This is a genomic window from Streptomyces sp. NPDC090106 (genome assembly GCF_044747265.1).
In the GTDB taxonomy this organism is placed as follows: Bacteria; Actinomycetota; Actinomycetes; order Streptomycetales; family Streptomycetaceae; genus Streptomyces.
In genome coordinates, this window is sequence record NZ_JBIVDS010000008.1 from 33992 (window position 1) to 49162 (window position 15171).

The 15171-nt window shown below is 74.0% G+C and carries 13 protein-coding genes and 1 pseudogene; 11 read left to right on the forward strand and 3 right to left on the reverse strand.

The genetic code is table 11. The annotated features are described in order from the left end of the window. Together ACIPSE_RS25280 and ACIPSE_RS25285 are read left to right on the forward strand one after the other, a co-directional pair. Complete coding sequence (locus ACIPSE_RS25280; RefSeq protein WP_401666172.1) at nucleotides 1-1785, forward strand: ABC transporter permease subunit; 1785 nt, start codon at nucleotides 1-3, stop codon at nucleotides 1783-1785. Beyond that, nucleotides 1785-3011, forward strand: coding sequence for an MDR family MFS transporter (locus tag ACIPSE_RS25285; RefSeq protein WP_401666174.1), 1227 nt, complete (start codon nucleotides 1785-1787; stop codon nucleotides 3009-3011). Before ACIPSE_RS25280 ends, ACIPSE_RS25285 begins: the two co-directional genes overlap by 1 nt. An 85-nt stretch (nucleotides 3012-3096) precedes the next feature. Here ACIPSE_RS25285 and ACIPSE_RS25290 read toward each other — a convergent pair whose 3' ends face one another. Next, nucleotides 3097-3861 (reverse strand): CDP-alcohol phosphatidyltransferase family protein, encoded by a 765-nt coding sequence (locus tag ACIPSE_RS25290; RefSeq protein WP_401666177.1) that lies wholly within the window; start codon nucleotides 3859-3861, stop codon nucleotides 3097-3099. Nucleotides 3862-3968: 107 nt separating this feature from the next. Between ACIPSE_RS25290 and ACIPSE_RS25295 the strand changes: the two genes are divergently transcribed. The 5 genes and pseudogenes from ACIPSE_RS25295 to ACIPSE_RS25315 all read left to right on the forward strand — a co-directional run. After that, nucleotides 3969-4952 carry a zinc-binding alcohol dehydrogenase gene (locus ACIPSE_RS25295; protein ID WP_401666179.1) on the forward strand — a complete coding sequence of 328 codons (984 nt, stop codon included), beginning with the start codon at nucleotides 3969-3971 and terminating at the stop codon, nucleotides 4950-4952. A 117-nt stretch (nucleotides 4953-5069) separates the two neighbouring features. Beyond that, on the forward strand, nucleotides 5070-5468 hold the full coding sequence (locus tag ACIPSE_RS25300) for a 6-pyruvoyl trahydropterin synthase family protein (RefSeq protein ID WP_401666181.1): 399 nt from the start codon (nucleotides 5070-5072) through the stop codon (nucleotides 5466-5468). Next, a complete protein-coding gene (locus tag ACIPSE_RS25305; protein WP_401666183.1) occupies nucleotides 5465-6664 on the forward strand; it encodes a glycosyltransferase family 4 protein in 1200 nt (399 codons plus the stop codon). The genes ACIPSE_RS25300 and ACIPSE_RS25305 overlap by 4 nt, the downstream gene beginning before the upstream one ends. Then, on the forward strand, nucleotides 6661-7674 hold the full coding sequence (locus ACIPSE_RS25310) for a class I SAM-dependent methyltransferase (protein ID WP_401666185.1): 1014 nt from the start codon (nucleotides 6661-6663) through the stop codon (nucleotides 7672-7674). Before ACIPSE_RS25305 ends, ACIPSE_RS25310 begins: the two co-directional genes overlap by 4 nt. Then, nucleotides 7671-8927: pseudogene (locus tag ACIPSE_RS25315) on the forward strand (YbhN family protein); the annotation flags it as partial. The gene ACIPSE_RS25310 and the pseudogene ACIPSE_RS25315, both read left to right, overlap by 4 nt. A gap of 80 nt (nucleotides 8928-9007) precedes the next feature. Here the strand turns inward: ACIPSE_RS25315 and ACIPSE_RS25320 are convergent. Further along, the gene (locus ACIPSE_RS25320; RefSeq protein WP_401666187.1) at nucleotides 9008-9787 is read right to left on the reverse strand and encodes a creatininase family protein; all 780 of its coding nucleotides are present in this window, start codon (nucleotides 9785-9787) and stop codon (nucleotides 9008-9010) included. Between the two features lie 48 nt (nucleotides 9788-9835). On the opposite strand from ACIPSE_RS25320, the gene ribA reads away from it, so the two are divergent. From ribA to ACIPSE_RS25340, 4 genes are all read left to right on the forward strand, one after another. Next, nucleotides 9836-10495, forward strand: coding sequence for a GTP cyclohydrolase II (gene ribA, locus ACIPSE_RS25325; RefSeq protein WP_401666190.1), 660 nt, complete (start codon nucleotides 9836-9838; stop codon nucleotides 10493-10495). 70 nt (nucleotides 10496-10565) lie between these two features. Next, complete coding sequence (locus tag ACIPSE_RS25330; RefSeq protein ID WP_401667226.1) at nucleotides 10566-11705, forward strand: NAD(P)/FAD-dependent oxidoreductase; 1140 nt, start codon at nucleotides 10566-10568, stop codon at nucleotides 11703-11705. Further along, complete coding sequence (locus ACIPSE_RS25335) at nucleotides 11702-12763, forward strand: saccharopine dehydrogenase (RefSeq protein ID WP_401666192.1); 1062 nt, start codon at nucleotides 11702-11704, stop codon at nucleotides 12761-12763. Before ACIPSE_RS25330 ends, ACIPSE_RS25335 begins: the two co-directional genes overlap by 4 nt. Further along, nucleotides 12756-13916: a saccharopine dehydrogenase family protein gene (locus tag ACIPSE_RS25340; protein ID WP_401666194.1), complete on the forward strand. Its 1161-nt coding sequence runs from the start codon at nucleotides 12756-12758 to the stop codon at nucleotides 13914-13916. Before ACIPSE_RS25335 ends, ACIPSE_RS25340 begins: the two co-directional genes overlap by 8 nt. A 6-nt stretch (nucleotides 13917-13922) precedes the next feature. On the opposite strand, the gene ACIPSE_RS25345 is transcribed toward ACIPSE_RS25340, so the two are convergent. Next, nucleotides 13923-15152: a serine hydrolase domain-containing protein gene (locus ACIPSE_RS25345; protein ID WP_401666196.1), complete on the reverse strand. Its 1230-nt coding sequence runs from the start codon at nucleotides 15150-15152 to the stop codon at nucleotides 13923-13925. Nucleotides 15153-15171: the final 19 nt, after the last annotated feature.

The following is a 15171-nucleotide window of genomic DNA, read 5'->3' on the forward strand; positions in this document are numbered from 1 at the left end:
GTGCGGTACCGAGCGGCCACGCTCCTGTGGCGCGCCGGGATCGCGGGCGCCCTCCTGTGCGGCATCGGCCTGCTGCCCTGGCTGACCCGCACCGACCCGGCGCTGACGATCCTCAAGGCGCGCTCCGCCGACCGCAACCCCGACCCGCGGGTGCTGGCCGACATCCGGGACGGACTCGGCCTGGACGACGGCCCGTTCCACCTCCTCGGGACCTGGCTCGGCGGGCTGTGGCGCGGCGACGCGGGACGCTCCTGGATCTCGGACACCGAGGTCACCCCCGCCGTGCTCCAGGCGCTCGGCGCGTCCCTGCTGCTGATGGCGGCGGCCCTCACCGTCGCCGCCGTCACCGCCGCGCTGATCTGCGCCCGCACCCTGTGGCTCGGCGCGCGCCGGCGCCTCGGCGGGCGGCGCGCGGGCGGCGCCGTCTCCGCGATGCTCGCCGCGCTGCCCGAGTTCCTCACCGCGTCCGTCCTCGCCACCGTCGTCGGCGTCCAGCTCGGCTGGCTGCCCGCCCTCGGCTGGTACGGCCCCCGGTGGACGGTCCTGCCCGCCCTCGCCCTCGGCGTGCCCGCCGGCGCCGTCCTCGGCCGCCTCCTCGGCGACCTGCTGCCCGGCGCCTTCGCCGAACCCTGGGCGCTGGCCGCCGCCGCCCGCGGACTGCCCGGCCGGACCGTCGCCCGCCACGCCGTCCGCCGCTGCCTGCCCGCACTGCTGCCCAACACCGGCCTGTTCGCCGTCGGACTCACCGGCGGCTCCGTCGCCGTCGAGCAGATCTTCGACATCCCCGGCCTCGGCCGCACCACCCTCCAGGCCGCCCTCGCCCAGGACCTGCCCGTCCTCCAGGCCGGCACCCTCGCCCTCGTCCTGCTCGCCGCCGCCTTCGCCGCTCTCGCCGCCCTCACCACCCGCCTGGTCGTCGGCACCGCCCTCAAGGACGGCGCCCTGCCCTCCCCGCACGGCCCGAAACCGCCCGCCCCCAGCACCCAGCCGTTCGTGTACGGCGGTCTGCTCGCGCTCGTCGTCGCCCTCGGCCTGCCCCGCGACCCCCTCGCCCTCGACACCGGCGCGCGTCTCCAAGCCCCCTCCCTCACCCACCCGTTCGGCACCGACGCCCTCGGCCGGGACGTCCTCGCCCGCGTCGCCCACGGCGCGCTCGACACCCTGCTCCTCGCCCTCGCGATCGGTGCCGCCGCCCTCGTCACCGGCGTCCTGCTGGGCCTCGCGCCCCGGCTGTCCGGGCCGCTCGTCGACACCGTGACCGCGCTGCCGCCCGTCCTCGTCGCGCTCCTCGTCACCGCCGTCGCCGGGGGCGGCGCGGCCACCCCGGCGCTCGCCGTGGGCGCGGTCGCCTGGGCGCCCCTGGCCGCGCACACCTCCGCGCTCCTGCGCCAGGAACGCGCCGCGCTCCACATCACCGCCACCGTCGGCCTGGGCGCCGGACCCCGGTACCTGCTCCGGCACGAACTCCTGCCCGCCGTCCTGCCGCCCGTCGTGCGCCACGCGCTGCTGCGGCTGCCCGGCATCGCCCTCGCCCTCGCCTCCCTCGCCTTCCTCGGCCTCGGCGCCCAGCCGCCCTCCCCGGAATGGGGTCTGCTCCTCGCCGAGAACCAGCCCTACGCCGAACGCGCCCCCTGGGCCGTCCTCGCCCCCGCGGCACTCCTCGCCCTCCTCGGCGCGCTGGCCGTCACGGCGGCGGGCGGGGTACGCCGGTCGAGGCGCAGGCGAGGGCCGGTCGACAGGCATCAACAGGCTTTGCGTGCAAGGGAGTTGGTGAGATCCGGATGATGAGCGGGCCGGTGACCTGTCCACCACGCCCGGCCGGCGTCCGGCTCACGCCCCTGCTCCGGCTGCTGATCCTCACCCAACTCGCCTTCAACATCGGCTTCTTCGCCGTGCTGCCGTTCCTCGCCGAGCATCTCGGCCGGGCCGTGGGCATGGCGGGCTGGCTCGTCGGGTTCGTCCTCGGGCTGAGGACCTTCAGCCAGCAGGGGCTGTTCGTGGTCGGCGGCGCCCTCGCCGACCGCTACGGCATCCGGCCCGTCGTCCTCGCCGGCTGCGCCCTGCGGATCGCCGGGTTCGGCTGGCTCGGACACGCGACACGGACCTGGGCGGTCATCGGGGCGGTCCTGCTCATCGGGTTCGCCGCCGCGCTGTTCTCGCCCGCCGTCGAGTCCGAGGTCGCCCGGCAGGCCGTCCTCCACGAGGAGTCCGGCGGCGGCCCCCGTACCCGGGTGCTGGCGCTGTTCACGGTGGCGGGCCAAGCGGGCGCGTTCATCGGCCCGTTGCTCGGCGCGCTGCTGCTGACGGTGGACTTCCGCACGGTCTGTCTCGCCGGCGCCGGGATCTTCGTCCTCGTCCTCGCCGGACACGCGTGGCTGCTCCCGCAGCGCGTCCCGGGGCGCGAACGGGTCCGACTCAAAGGCGGGGCCGGGGAGTTGATCCGCAACCGGCGCTTCCTCGGCCTGTGCGGTGCGTACGGCGCCTACCTGCTCGCCTACAACCAGCTCTACCTCGCCCTGCCCGCCGAGGTGGACCGCGCGACCGGCTCCCAGGCGCCGCTGGCCTGGCTGTTCGCCCTGTCCTCGCTGCTCGTGGTGACCGCCCAACTGCCCGTCACCCGCTGGGTGGGCGACCGGTTCTCCCCGCGCCGCTCCATGGCCGCCGGACTGTCCCTCGTCTCGGGCGGGTTCACGGTCGTGGCACTGGCCCGGCCCGCCCACTGGACCGGAACGGCGGGGCTGCTCCCCGCGGCCGGCTTCGTCGTCCTGCTCACCCTCGGCCAGATGCTCGTCGCCCCCGTGGCCCGCGCCTGGCTTCCCGACCTGGCCCCCGCGAACCGTCTCGGCCTCTACACCGGCGCCCTGTCCTCGGTCTCCGGCCTCATGGTCCTCATCGGCACCTCGGCCACCGGCACCCTCCTGGCCCCCGGCCTTCCCCCGGCCCTTCCGTGGCTGATCCTGGCGGCGGTACCGCTGGCGGCGATCGCCTTGCTGCCGAGGCCGAGGCCGTGACGGGAGCGAGCCGCCGACGGGTTCCGCCGCGACGGGGGTGCGCGGTGGGGGAGTCCGCGGGGTGCCGCAGGGCGTCCGCCGGGGTTCAGGACGCCACCAGCTCGCGGACCTCGGGCTCCGCGACCTCGGTCTCCCAGGTGCGGGAGGTCCGGAACAGCCACAGCACGTCACGGCCGAACGACCAGACCAGTGCCGCCAGCGCCGTCGCGACGACTGCGAACTCCAGTGCGAATGGAAGCAGGCCCGAAGCCGCGAGCAGCAGGAAGACACCCTGGAGCGCGGCCACCGTCTTGCGGGCGGTGCTCGGCGGCAGCGGGGCGTTCAGCCAGGCCCAGACCCGGGCGGCGGCGACGAACGCGTACCGCATGCCGCCGATCAGCAGCACCCACGGGCCGTGCGACATCGACACGTACACGCTCAGCACCAGGATCAGGAACGCGTCGACCTCCATGTCGAAGCGCGCGCCGAGCGGCGTCGAGGTGCCGGTGGCGCGGGCGACCTTGCCGTCGACGCCGTCGAGGATCAGCGCCACGGCCGTCAGCCCGACGAAGACCGTGACCGGCGGGGCGCTCTCGAAGGAGTCCGCGACCAGCGCGGTCACCCCGCCGACGAGGATGGAACGGCCGAGCGTCACCCGGTTGGCGGGCCCGAAGGAGCACGGCCGGGTGCGGTGCAGGGCCCGGGAGAGCACCGCCCAGGTCGCCACGGCGAAGGCGAGCCCGGTGAGCCAGCCCGCCGGGCCGAGGCCGATCGCGGTGCCGAGCAGGGCCAGCAACAGGATCTGGACACCCGCTCCGACAGCGGTCTCCTGCTGTACCAGCCTTGCGTCGTAAGTGTTGTTCAGGGCCACCGAACATCCTCCGGCCGTGTGACAGAGTCGATCAACGCCGCGTACTGTGCGCGACCTGTGCACACCTCGGTACGTGAACCACTTCCCGATCGTTCAGGAGGATGCCGATGAACCGCACGGCGAACGCGTTCTGGCTCAGCAGTCCGGGTGAAGGCGAGATACGGGAGGTCACCCTTGTGGCCCCCGCGGAGGGTGAGGTCCTCGTCCGGGCCCTGTACTCCGGAGTCAGCCGCGGGACCGAGACCCTCGTCTTCCGCGGCGGCGTCCCCGAGAGCCAGCGCGAGGTGATGCGGGCCCCCTTCCAGGAGGGCGACTTCCCCGCCCCCGTGAAGTACGGCTACCTCAGCGTCGGCGAGGTCGAGGAGGGCCCCGCCGACCTCGTCGGCCGCACCGTCTTCTGCCTGTACCCCCATCAGACGCGGTACGTCGTGCCCGCCGCCGCCGTGACCGTCGTACCGGACGGCGTGCCCGCCTCCCGGGCGATCCTCGCCGGCACCGTCGAGACCGCCGTCAACGCGCTCTGGGACGCGGCGCCGCTGGTCGGCGACCGGATCGCGGTGGTCGGCGGCGGGATGATCGGCTGCTCGGTCGCCGCGCTGCTGGCCCGGTTCCCCGGAGTGCGGCTGCAACTGGTGGACGCCGATCCGGACCGGGCCAGGACCGCCGAGGCGCTCGGCGCCGACTTCGCGCTGCCCGGCGACGCCCTCGGCGACTGCGACCTCGTCGTGCACGCCAGCGCCACCGAGCAGGGCCTGGCCCGCGCGCTCGAACTCCTGCGCCCCGAGGGCACCGTCCTCGAACTGAGCTGGTACGGCGACCGGCAGGTCGCTCTGCCGCTCGGCGAGGCCTTCCACTCGCGCCGTCTCGTCGTGCGCAGCAGCCAGGTCGGGACCGTCTCCCCGGCCCGCGCCGGCAGCCGCAGCTACGCCGACCGGCTCGCGCTCGCCCTCGAACTCCTCGCCGACCCGGCGCTCGACGCACTCATCACGGGGGAAAGCGCGTTCGAAGAGCTTCCGGAGGTGCTGCCGCGCCTCGCGGCGGGCGAGATTCCGGCCCTGTGTCACCGCGTCAGGTACGGCGCGAGCGCCTGACCTGAGAAAAGAGTGAGAGACGACTGAACACGGGGAACCGGACAGCCGTATTACTGCACACACCCGCCGACGATCAGCCGGAGGGAAAGAGACGTGCCGCACCTGGAGGGTCGTCCGTTGTTCAGTGTCACCGTCCGCGATCACCTCATGATCGCCCACAGCTTCCGCGGTGAGGTCTTCGGGCCCGCGCAGCGCCTCCACGGAGCGACGTTCCTCGTGGACGCCACCTTCCGGCGCCAACAGCTGGACGACGACAACATCGTCGTCGACATCGGACTGGCCACCCAGGAACTCGGCGCCGTCGTCGCTGAGCTGAACTACAGAAACCTGGACGACGAGTCGGACTTCGACGGGATCAACACCTCCACCGAGTTCCTCGCCAAGGTCGTCGCCGACCGGCTCGTCGAACGCATCGAGAAGGGCGCGCTCGGCGAAGGCGCCCGGGGCATCGCCCAGATCGCCGTCACGCTCCACGAGTCGCATGTCGCGTGGGCGAGTTACGAGCGTGCGCTGTGACCGAGGTGACCCTGGAGAAGGCCCCCCGGCGGTCCGGGCTCGGCTATGTGCCCGTGCAGCACTCCGCGCTGAAGAACGCCGGAATCATCCCCATGTCCTTGCGCTCCGTGCACTTCGTGATGCCGGGCGGCGTCGACGACCCGGCCGCCCCCAGCGGCGGCAACGCCTACGACCGGCGCGTCAGCCTGGACCTGTCCGGCTTCGGCTGGCAGGTGCACAAGCACGCCGTGTCGGGCGAGTGGCCCCGCCCCGGGACCGGCGCCCGTGACGAACTCGCCCGCGTGCTGCGGGAGTTGCCCGACGACACGGTGGTCCTGATGGACGGCCTCGTCGCCTGCGGGGTGCCCGAGATCGTCGTACCCGAGGCGCAGCGGCTGCGGCTCGCCGTGCTCGTGCACCTTCCGCTGGGCGACGAGACCGGACTCGACCCCGTCCTCGCGGCCGAACTGGACGCCAAGGAGCGCGCGGTGCTCCGCGCGGTGCCCGCGGTGGTCGCCACCAGCGACTGGGCCGTGCGACGGCTCGTCTCCCACCACGGCCTGGCCCCCGAGCGGGTCCATGTCGCCGCCCCCGGCGCCGACATCGCCCCCCTCGCCTCCGGCACCGACGGGGTCTCCCGGCTGCTGTGCGTGGCCGCCGTGACCCCCCGAAAGGGGCAGCACCGGCTGGTCGAGGCGCTCGCCGCGGTGCGGGACCTGCCCTGGAGCTGCGTCTGTGTCGGCGGTCTCGGCCACGACCCGGAGTACGTCGGCGAACTGCGGTCCCTGATCGCGAGGTACGGCCTTCAGGACCGGCTGGAGCTGGCCGGACCCCGGGCCGGCGCCGCACTCGACGCCAGCTACGCCGCCGCCGACCTGATGGTCCTCACCTCCTACGCCGAGACGTACGGCATGGCGGTCACCGAGGCCCTCGCCCGCGGCATCCCGGTCCTCGCGACCGACGTCGGCGGGCTCCCCGAGGCCGTCGGCCGCGCCCCCGACGGCGGGGTGCCCGGCATCCTCGTCCCGCCGGAGGACCCCGCCGCCCTCGCCGCCGAACTCCGCGGCTGGTTCGGCGAGGCGGACGTACGACGCCGGCTCAAGGCGGCTGCCAGGGGCCGGCGGGCCGCCCTGGACGGCTGGGCGACCACGGCCCGCAGCCTGGCCGGAGTGCTGGGCCGGCTGCCGAGCGAACCCGAACCCAGGAGGGTGGCATGACCAGGACCGCAGAGCAGGTCGGGGGCAAGGTTCCGGCCCAGCCGGGACCGCAGGCCGCGGCGGAGCGGACCACGGTGCCGCTCCCCGCGCCGGACGACTCCGTGATCCCCGGCGCGGGTCCCGCCGCCGTACGGCCCGGCGAACGCCCCACCGTCCGGCTGCGCGAGGACGGACCCGAGGAGCAGCCCCGGTACGCCCCCGAGTGGCTGGAGCTGAGGGAGGGCGCGGACGCGGACGCCCGCTCGCTCGACCTGCTCGACCCGCTGCGGATCCGGCTCGCGAACCTGCCGGGCAGGGCCGGGCTCGTCATCCACGACCTCGGCTGCGGCACCGGCTCGATGGGCCGCTGGCTCGCCCCCCGCCTCGACGGCCCCCAGCACTGGGTGCTGCACGACCGGGACCCCTATCTGCTGCACTTCGCGGCCGTCGCCTCCCCGCGCTCCGCCGCCGACGGCAGCCGTGTCACCGTCGAGACCCGGCGCGGCGACGTCGCCCGGCTCACCCCGGACGCCCTCGCCGGCGCGTCCCTGGTGACGGCGTCCGCGCTGCTGGACGTCCTCACCCGCGCCGAGCTCGACATCCTCGCCGCCGCCTGCGCCGGCGCAGGCTGCCCCGCCCTGCTGACCCTGTCGGTCGCGGGCCGGGTGGAACTGACCCCCGAGGACCCGATGGACGCGGAGATCGCCGACGCGTTCAACGCCCACCAGCGCCGCTCGGGCCTGCTCGGCCCGGACTCGGTCACGGCGGCCTGCGAGGCGTTCTCCGAGCGCGGCGCGACGGTACGGCTGAACCCGAGCGCCTGGCGGCTCGGGCCCGCCGAGGCCGCGCTCACCGCCCAGTGGCTGCGCGGCTGGGTCGGCGCCGCCGTCGAGCAGCGCCCCGACCTGCGCGAGCGCGCGGACCGCTACCTCCGTGAGCGGCTGGAGGCGTGCGAGGCGGGCGAGCTGACGGTCGTCGTCCACCACACCGACCTGCTGGCACTGAGCCGGCCGACGGGCGGGGCGTCATGAGCGTGGAGACGGTACCGGCGCACGTGGCGCGGGTGCCGGCGGGGAACGGCAAGCGGCCCGCGGGCCGTCCCGCCCGGGTACGCGCGTCCGCCGTGCCGGTGGAACTGGTTCCGGCCGGGGTGGGCAGGGACGTTTCTGCGCCGACCGGTGCGACCGGACCCGCGCCCGCCTCCGCCGCGGGACCCGCGCCCGCCCCGACCGGAGGGCCCGCTGCCGTCTCCGGCCAGGGGCCCGCCGGGGAGTCCGCCCCCGTCGCCGCGCCCTCCGCCGGGCTCGCGGTCCTGCCGCCCGCCAAGGCCGTTCCGCCGCCGCCCGTCGCCGTCTCCGGCTCCCGCATCGGTGTGATCGTCTCCGCCCCGCGCACCGGGGCCGCCTCCTGCCCAGGCGCGGCCTCGCGCGCCGCCGAGGGCGCCGGCCGGTCCCGCCGGACACGGCTGTTCAAGGCGCCGGGGCTGCGCAAGCACCTGGGCAGTGCCGTCGGGGTCGTCATCCTCGCCGTCCTGCTGTGGCGGCTGGGTACGGGTGTGTTCCTGGACGGACTCAGCCGGATCGACGGCGCGTCGGTGGCCGTGGCGCTGGCGATCGGTGCCGTCACCACCGTACTGAGCGCCTGGCGCTGGCAGTTGGTGGCCCGCGGCCTGGGCATCCGGCTTCCGCTGGGGCCCGCCGTCGCCGCCTACTATCGTTCCTTGTTCCTCAACGCGGCGCTGCCCGGCGGCGTCCTCGGCGACGTGCACCGGGCGGTGCGGCACGGGCGCAGCGCCAAGGACCTCGGGCGCTGCGTCCGCGCGGTCGTCCTGGAACGGGTCGCGGGACAGCTCGCGTTGGCCGTCGTCGGCGTCGTCGTGCTGCTGGCCATGCCGTCACCGGTGCAGGACCGGGCCCGGACCCTCGCGGCGCCCCTGCTGTTCGCGGCGGTCGGCGCGGTGGCCGTCGTCGTCGCGGTGCGGATGAACCGCGCCTCCCGTCGGCCCTCGCGGTACGGGCGGCTGCTGGGCGAGATGCGCGAGGGGCTGATGTCGCGGCGCAACGGGCCCGGTGTCGCCCTGTCCTCGCTCCTCGTCCTCGCCGGGCACATCGCGATGTTCGTTGTCGCCGCCCGGGTCGCCGGATCGGGCGCCTCCGTCGCCGTCCTGCTCCCCATCGCCGTCCTCGCGCTGCTCGCCATGGGGCTGCCGCTCAACGTCGGCGGCTGGGGTCCCCGGGAAGGCGTCACCGCCTGGGCGTTCGCCGCGGCCGGACTCGGCGCGGGCAGCGGGCTGGCCGTCGCCGTGGTGTACGGGGTGCTCAGCCTCGTCGCCAGCCTGCCCGGGGTACTCGTCCTCCTCGCCCGCTATCCGCGGGCGGAATCGTCCGCGGACCCGTCGGAGGTGAGCAGCGAGAAATACGCGCCGAAGGAATCCGCGAGGCTCGCCAGCAGTGCCTTGCCCTTTTCCGCCGAACCCAGCGAAGGACGCCCGATGACACCCGAATCGGTATAGCCGGACATACCGAGGGTGAGCAGATGACGACGGTCGTCGGCGACGAAATCGGAGGTCTCGTAACCGGGTCGGACGAATTCGGGATGAGCGTGCAGAAGGATGGAGGTCTCGATTTCTCCCGCGTGCATGTCGGTCAGGAGCGAGGTCTCCACCCCCGCCCGTTCCCGCGCCGACTCCCAGTCCTCCGGCGCCGGGAACAGCGCCATGTGCTCACCACGGGAGGAGGATTCCTGGACGACGTTGCCCAGCACGTAGTTCCCGCCGTGACCGTTGACGACCACCAGGGCGTCGACCCCGGACCGGCGCAGGGAGCGTGCTATGTCACTAATCACCGCGTGAAGGGTCACCGAGGAGATGCTGACGGTTCCCGCCCACCCCGCGTGCTCGTGCGAGCAGGAGATCGTCACGGGAGGAAGGAGGTGCACCGGGTACGCCGCCGCGATCTCCCGGGCCACGGCACAGGCGACGAGGGTGTCCGTCGTCAACGGAAGGTACGCGCCGTGCTGTTCGAAGCTCCCGACGGGAAGCACCGCCACCTGTCGTGAGAGATCCGCGCCGCGCGCCCGTACGTCCTGTGTGGTGTCCGCCGGCAATGGACCGTGTGCCGCCGACCGCGTATCCGAACCGCTCATTCTTTCCCGGCCTTTCGTCTCTGCATAGGAAATCAGGACTCAGGAATCATGACAGACAACATTGGCGTACTTGGCAAGAAGTCCTCGCAGCGCACCGGTGTGGAACGCGTCGTGAATGCCCCGCTGCCCACCGTGTACGGGGAATTCCGGGCGATCGGCTACCTCGACCACGACCGCGGGGACGAGCAAGTCGCCCTGGTCTACGGGGAGATAGGCGCGGAAGAGGTCCTGACCCGGCTGCACTCGGAGTGCCTCACCGGTGACGCCTTCGGCTCCCGGCACTGCGAGTGCGGCGAGCAGCTCGACTCGGCGATGAGGGCCGTCGTCGCCGAGGGCCGCGGCATCGTCGTCTACCTGCGCGGCCACGAGGGCCGCGGCATCGGACTGCTGGCGAAGCTGCGCGCGATGGCGCTCCAGGCGGAGGGCCTGGACACCGTCGAGGCGAACCTCGCGCTCGGCCTGCCGGTCGACGCCCGCGACTACGGTGTCGCCGCCGGGATGCTGCACGACCTGGGCGTGAAGAGCGTACGGCTGATGTCCAACAACCCCGACAAACGGGCGGCGTTGGTGCACCACGGGATCGAGGTGGCGGAGACGGTGCCGCTGCTGATCACGCCGTGCGCGTCCAACATCACCTATCTGCGCACCAAGAAGGAGCGCCTGGACCACCACCTGCCGCACCTGGACGCGGTGGGGCAGCTGTCCTGATTAGGGGCGCCTGAGGGGGGACAGGAACAGGTGACCGACCCAACCCCCCACCGGAGGTCCCCGCGTGAGAATGCAGGCAAGTGTCGTCGTGATCGGCGGCGGAGTGATCGGCACGAGCATCGCCTTCCACCTCGCCGCCGCCGGTGTCCGTGACGTCGTGCTCGTCGAGCGCGGCGAACTGGCCTCGGGGTCGACCTCCAAGGCGGCCGGCGGGGTACGGGCCCAGTTCTCCGACGAACTCAACGTCCTGCTCGGCGCGCGCAGCCTCCAGAGCTTCGACCGGTTCGAGCAGGACACCGGGTACGACATCGGCCTGCACCGCGTCGGCTATCTCTTCCTGCTGTCGACGCCCGAGGACGTAGCCTCCTTCGAGGCGAGCGTGCGGATGCAGAACGCGCTCGGGGTGCGCAGCCGCATGCTCACCCCGAAGGAGGCCCGCAAGCTCTCCCCGCTGATCAGCACCGACGGTCTGCTCGCCGCCGCCTACTCGCCCGACGACGGCCACTGCACCCCCGAGGCCGTCGTCCACGGCTACGCCGCGGCGGCCCGCGCGCTCGGCGTCCGCGTCCTGCGCCGCACCGAGGTCACCGGCGTCGAACGGCACGGCGACACCGTCACCGCCGTGGCGACCACCCTCGGCCCCATCGCCACCAGCACGGTCGTGTGCGCGGCGGGCCCCTGGTCGCGCGCGGTCGGCGCCATGGTGGGCGTCGATCTGCCCGTGCAGCCCCTGCGCCGCCAGATCGCCGTCACCGAGGCCGTCCGGGGCCTCCCGCCGAACCTCCCGATGACCATCGACTTCTCCAGCAGCCTCTACTTCCACGGTGAGGGCCCCGGCCTCCTCGTCGGCATGTCCGACCCCGACGAACGGCCCGGCTTCGGCACCGACACCCACGACCGCTGGATCCCGCGGCTCACCGCCGCGATGCAGCGGCGCGCCCCCGCCCTCCTCGACCTGCGCCGCACCGGCGGCTGGGCGGGACTGTACGAGGTCACCCCGGACCACAACGCCCTGATCGGCGAGGCGCCGGCCGTGTCCCGCTTCCTGTACGCGACCGGCTTCTCCGGGCACGGTTTCCTCCAGGGCCCGGCCGTCGGCGAGGTCGTCCGCGACCTGTACCTGGGCCGCGTACCCTTCGTGGACGTCAGCCCGTTGAACGCCGGCCGGTTCGCGGCCGACGCCCCGCGCCCGGAGGCCAACCGCGTATGACCGAGCTCCGTCTGTGGCTGCGCCACGAGGTCCGTCCCACCGAACGCCGCACCCCCGTCGTCCCGGCCGACGCCCGCCGCCTCGTGGAGAGCGGGGTGACCCTCACCGTCGAGGACTCCCCGCAGCGGATCTTCCCCGTCGAGGAGTACGAGGCGGCCGGCGCCCGCATCGCGCCCGCGGGCTCCTGGACGACGGCACCGGAGGACGCCGTCGTGCTCGGCCTCAAGGAACTCCCCCCGGAGCCGCGCCGGTTGACGCACCGGCACATCTTCTTCGGGCACGCCTACAAGGGCCAGCCGGGCGCCGCCGGCCTCCTCGGCCGGTTCACCGCCGGGGGAGGGACGCTCCTGGACCTGGAGTACCTGGAGGACGAACGGGGGCGCCGCCTGGCCGCCTTCGGATACTGGGCGGGTTATCTGGGCGCCGCGCTCGCCGTCCTGCACCACCGGGGCCGGCTCACCGCCCCGCTCACCCCCACCAGCAAGGACGAACTCGACGCCCTCCTGCGGCCCGTCGCCGGGGACACCGGGTTCGACGCCCTGGTGATCGGCGCCCTGGGCCGCAGCGGACGCGGCGCCGTCGTCGCCCTGGAGGCAGCCGGCGTCGCGCCCGCCCGCTGGGACCTGGACGAGACGCGGAACCTGGACCGCAAGGCCCTCCTCGGCCACGACGTCCTGGTCAACTGCGTCCTGGCCACCGGCCCCGTCCCGCCCTTCCTCCGCGAGGAGGACCTCGACGACCCCGCCCGCCGCCTGCGCACCCTCTCCGACGTCACCTGCGACGTCGGCTCACCCCTCAACGTCCTGCCGGTCTACGACCGCACCACCGAGTGGACCGCCCCCGTGCGCCGGCTGCGCGAGGAGCCCCCGCTCGACCTGATCGCCATCGACAACCTGCCGTCCCTGCTCCCCGGCGAGTCCAGCACCGACTTCTCGGCGGCCCTGCTGCCCCTGCTGCTCGACTTCGGCACCGGCGGGCCCTGGGGACGCTCGCTGGACCGGTTCCACCAGGCGTGCCGTGAACACGGCCTCGCGGAAAGGGAGTCGACCCATGGCTGAACCCGGGGCGAGGGCGGCGAGCGGCACCGTCCACTGGATCGGCACCGGCCTGTCCACCGGCAGCGGCCTGGCCCGCCTGTGCGACACGGCCGGACGGGTACGGGTCTGGCACCGCACCGAGGAGCGCGCGGCCGGCGCCCTGGACCGCCTCGGCCTCACCGGGCGCGCCGAACCCCGCGCGTACACGCTCGACGCCCTCCGGCGCGAACTCGCCCCCGGTGACGTCGTCGTGTCGATGCTGCCCGCCGCCGAACACGCCGCGATCCTCGCCGTCTGCGTGGCCGGGCGGGCCCACTTCGCCTGCTCCAGCTATGTGTCCGACGCCGTCCTCGCCCACGTGCCCGCGGCCGTTCGGGAGGGGACCGTCGTCCTCACCGAGGCCGGTCTCGACCCGGGCATCGACCACCTGTTCGCGCACGGCCTCGTCGCCCGCGCCCGGGACGCGATCGGCGCGGACACGGCGGCCACGTACGCCCTCACCTCCTACTGCGGCGGGATCCCCGCGGTCCCCAACGACTTCCGCTACCGCTTCAGCTGGGCACCCGCCGGTGTCCTCAACGCCCTCCGCTCGCCCGCGCGTTACATCGAGGACGGCGCCGAGACCACGGCGCCGCGACCGTGGGAGGCCACCCGGACGCAGGCCGTGGGCGCGGAGCGTTTCGAGGTCTACCCGAACCGCGACAGCCTGCCGTTCGTCGCCCAGTACGGCCTGCCGGACACCTGGAAGCCGTCGGCGTTCGTACGGGGCACCCTGCGCCTGGACGGCTGGCTGCGCGCCTGGGACGCCGTCTTCGCGGAGCTGGAGCGGGGCGACGACGAGCGGATCACCGCCCTGGCGCACGAGTTGGCCGCCGCCCACCCCACCACGGACGCCGACCGCGACCGGGTCGTGCTCGTCGTGTCGCTGGACGTGCGCGGCCCGGCGGGACGGACCTGGGCGGGCCGCTGCCTGCTCGACATGACGGGCGAGGCGCGGGAGAGCGCGATGGCCCGCTGCGTCTCCCGGACGCTCGCGCTCGGCGTACGGCACATCCTGGACGGTTCGCTGCCGGCGGGCCTGTCCCGGGCCGCGGAGACGGCGGCCCGGTCGCAGGAGTGGCTCGGTGAACTCGCCGCGGAGGGGATCGGGTTCACGCTGGACGAGGGCTCCTGAGGCGCCTCACTCCAGCACCGCCTCGTGCACGAGGCGCTTGAGCTCCGGGATCGTCGTGTGCGAGCCCTTCGGTCGCAGCTGCGTCATGAACTGCACCGTCAGATCACGGCTCGGGTCGACCCAGAACGTGGTCGTCGCGACACCGCTCCAGCCGTACGAGCCGAGGCCCGCCGGGGCCTTGGTGCGGCTGGGGTCGATCACCACGGAGACGTTCAGGCCGAAGCCGACGCCGTCATGGGCGGACTCCGCGTGCGCGGGACGGCTGGCGAAGGCGGCCAGATCGGTGCCGCCGGGCAGGAGGTTGGACCGCATCAGGTCGACGCTGCCGGTGGACAGCAGCCGGGTGCCGTCCAGTTCGCCGCCGCGCCGCAGGAACTCCATGAACCGGTGGTAGTCGTGGGCGGAGGCCACCATGCCGCCGCTGCCGGACAGGAACCGGGGGCGCCCGAACAGCGGCAGACCGGCGATCGGCCTGATCCCGCCGTCGTCCGCGTCACCGTACAACTCGGCCAGCCGGTGCGCCTGTTCGTCGTTCACCTGGAACCCGGCGTCGGTCATCCCGAGCGGGCGGAAGATCCGCTCGGCGAAGAACTCGTCCAGCGGCCGGCCCGACACCACCTCGATGACCCGGCCGAGCACATTGGTGGCCACCGAGTAGTTCCACTGCGTGCCCGGCTCGAACTGGAGCGGCAGGCTCGCGTACACGTCGACGGTCTCCGCGAGCGTCGAACCCGGCACCACCGACGAGTCCAGGTTCGCCTCCCGGTACAGCGCGTCGACCGGATGCGCGTGGTAGAACGCGAACGTCAGCCCGGCGGTGTGGGTCAGCAAGTGCCGTATCAGCAGAGGCTGTTCGGCGGGCCGGGTGACGAGGTCGGCGCCCGTGCCGCGCACGTGCACCCGCGGCTCGGCGAACGCCGGGAGGTGACGGCCGACGGGGTCGTCCAGCGACAGCCTGCCCTCCTCGACCAGCAGCAGCGCGGCGACCGCGGTGACCGGCTTGGTCATGGAGTAGACCCGCCACAGCGTGTCGGGCTCGACGGGCAGCCCGGCGGCGACGTCCCGGCGGCCGTAGCCGGACAGGTGCGCGACCCGGCCGCCGCGCGCGACCGACACCAGGAAGCCCGGCAGCCGTCCCTCGTCGACGTCGTGGGCGAAATGCTGGTCGAGACGGTTCAACGCCTTCGGGTCCAGCCCCACTTCACCCGGATCGACCTGTTGTCGCAGCTCTGCCATGGCTCTCCTCCGATCGCTT

Coding starts and splice junctions, on each gene's coding strand:
- ACIPSE_RS25340 (WP_401666194.1), top strand. CDS start 12,756: ATGGCTGAACCCGGGGCGAGGGCGGCGAGCGGCACCGTCCACTGGATC.
- ribA (WP_401666190.1), top strand. CDS start 9,836: ATGACAGACAACATTGGCGTACTTGGCAAGAAGTCCTCGCAGCGCACC.
- ACIPSE_RS25330 (WP_401667226.1), top strand. CDS start 10,566: ATGCAGGCAAGTGTCGTCGTGATCGGCGGCGGAGTGATCGGCACGAGC.
- ACIPSE_RS25345 (WP_401666196.1), bottom strand. CDS start 15,152: ATGGCAGAGCTGCGACAACAGGTCGATCCGGGTGAAGTGGGGCTGGAC.
- ACIPSE_RS25295 (WP_401666179.1), top strand. CDS start 3,969: ATGAACCGCACGGCGAACGCGTTCTGGCTCAGCAGTCCGGGTGAAGGC.
- ACIPSE_RS25285 (WP_401666174.1), top strand. CDS start 1,785: ATGAGCGGGCCGGTGACCTGTCCACCACGCCCGGCCGGCGTCCGGCTC.
- ACIPSE_RS25310 (WP_401666185.1), top strand. CDS start 6,661: ATGACCAGGACCGCAGAGCAGGTCGGGGGCAAGGTTCCGGCCCAGCCG.
- ACIPSE_RS25320 (WP_401666187.1), bottom strand. CDS start 9,787: ATGAGCGGTTCGGATACGCGGTCGGCGGCACACGGTCCATTGCCGGCG.
- ACIPSE_RS25335 (WP_401666192.1), top strand. CDS start 11,702: ATGACCGAGCTCCGTCTGTGGCTGCGCCACGAGGTCCGTCCCACCGAA.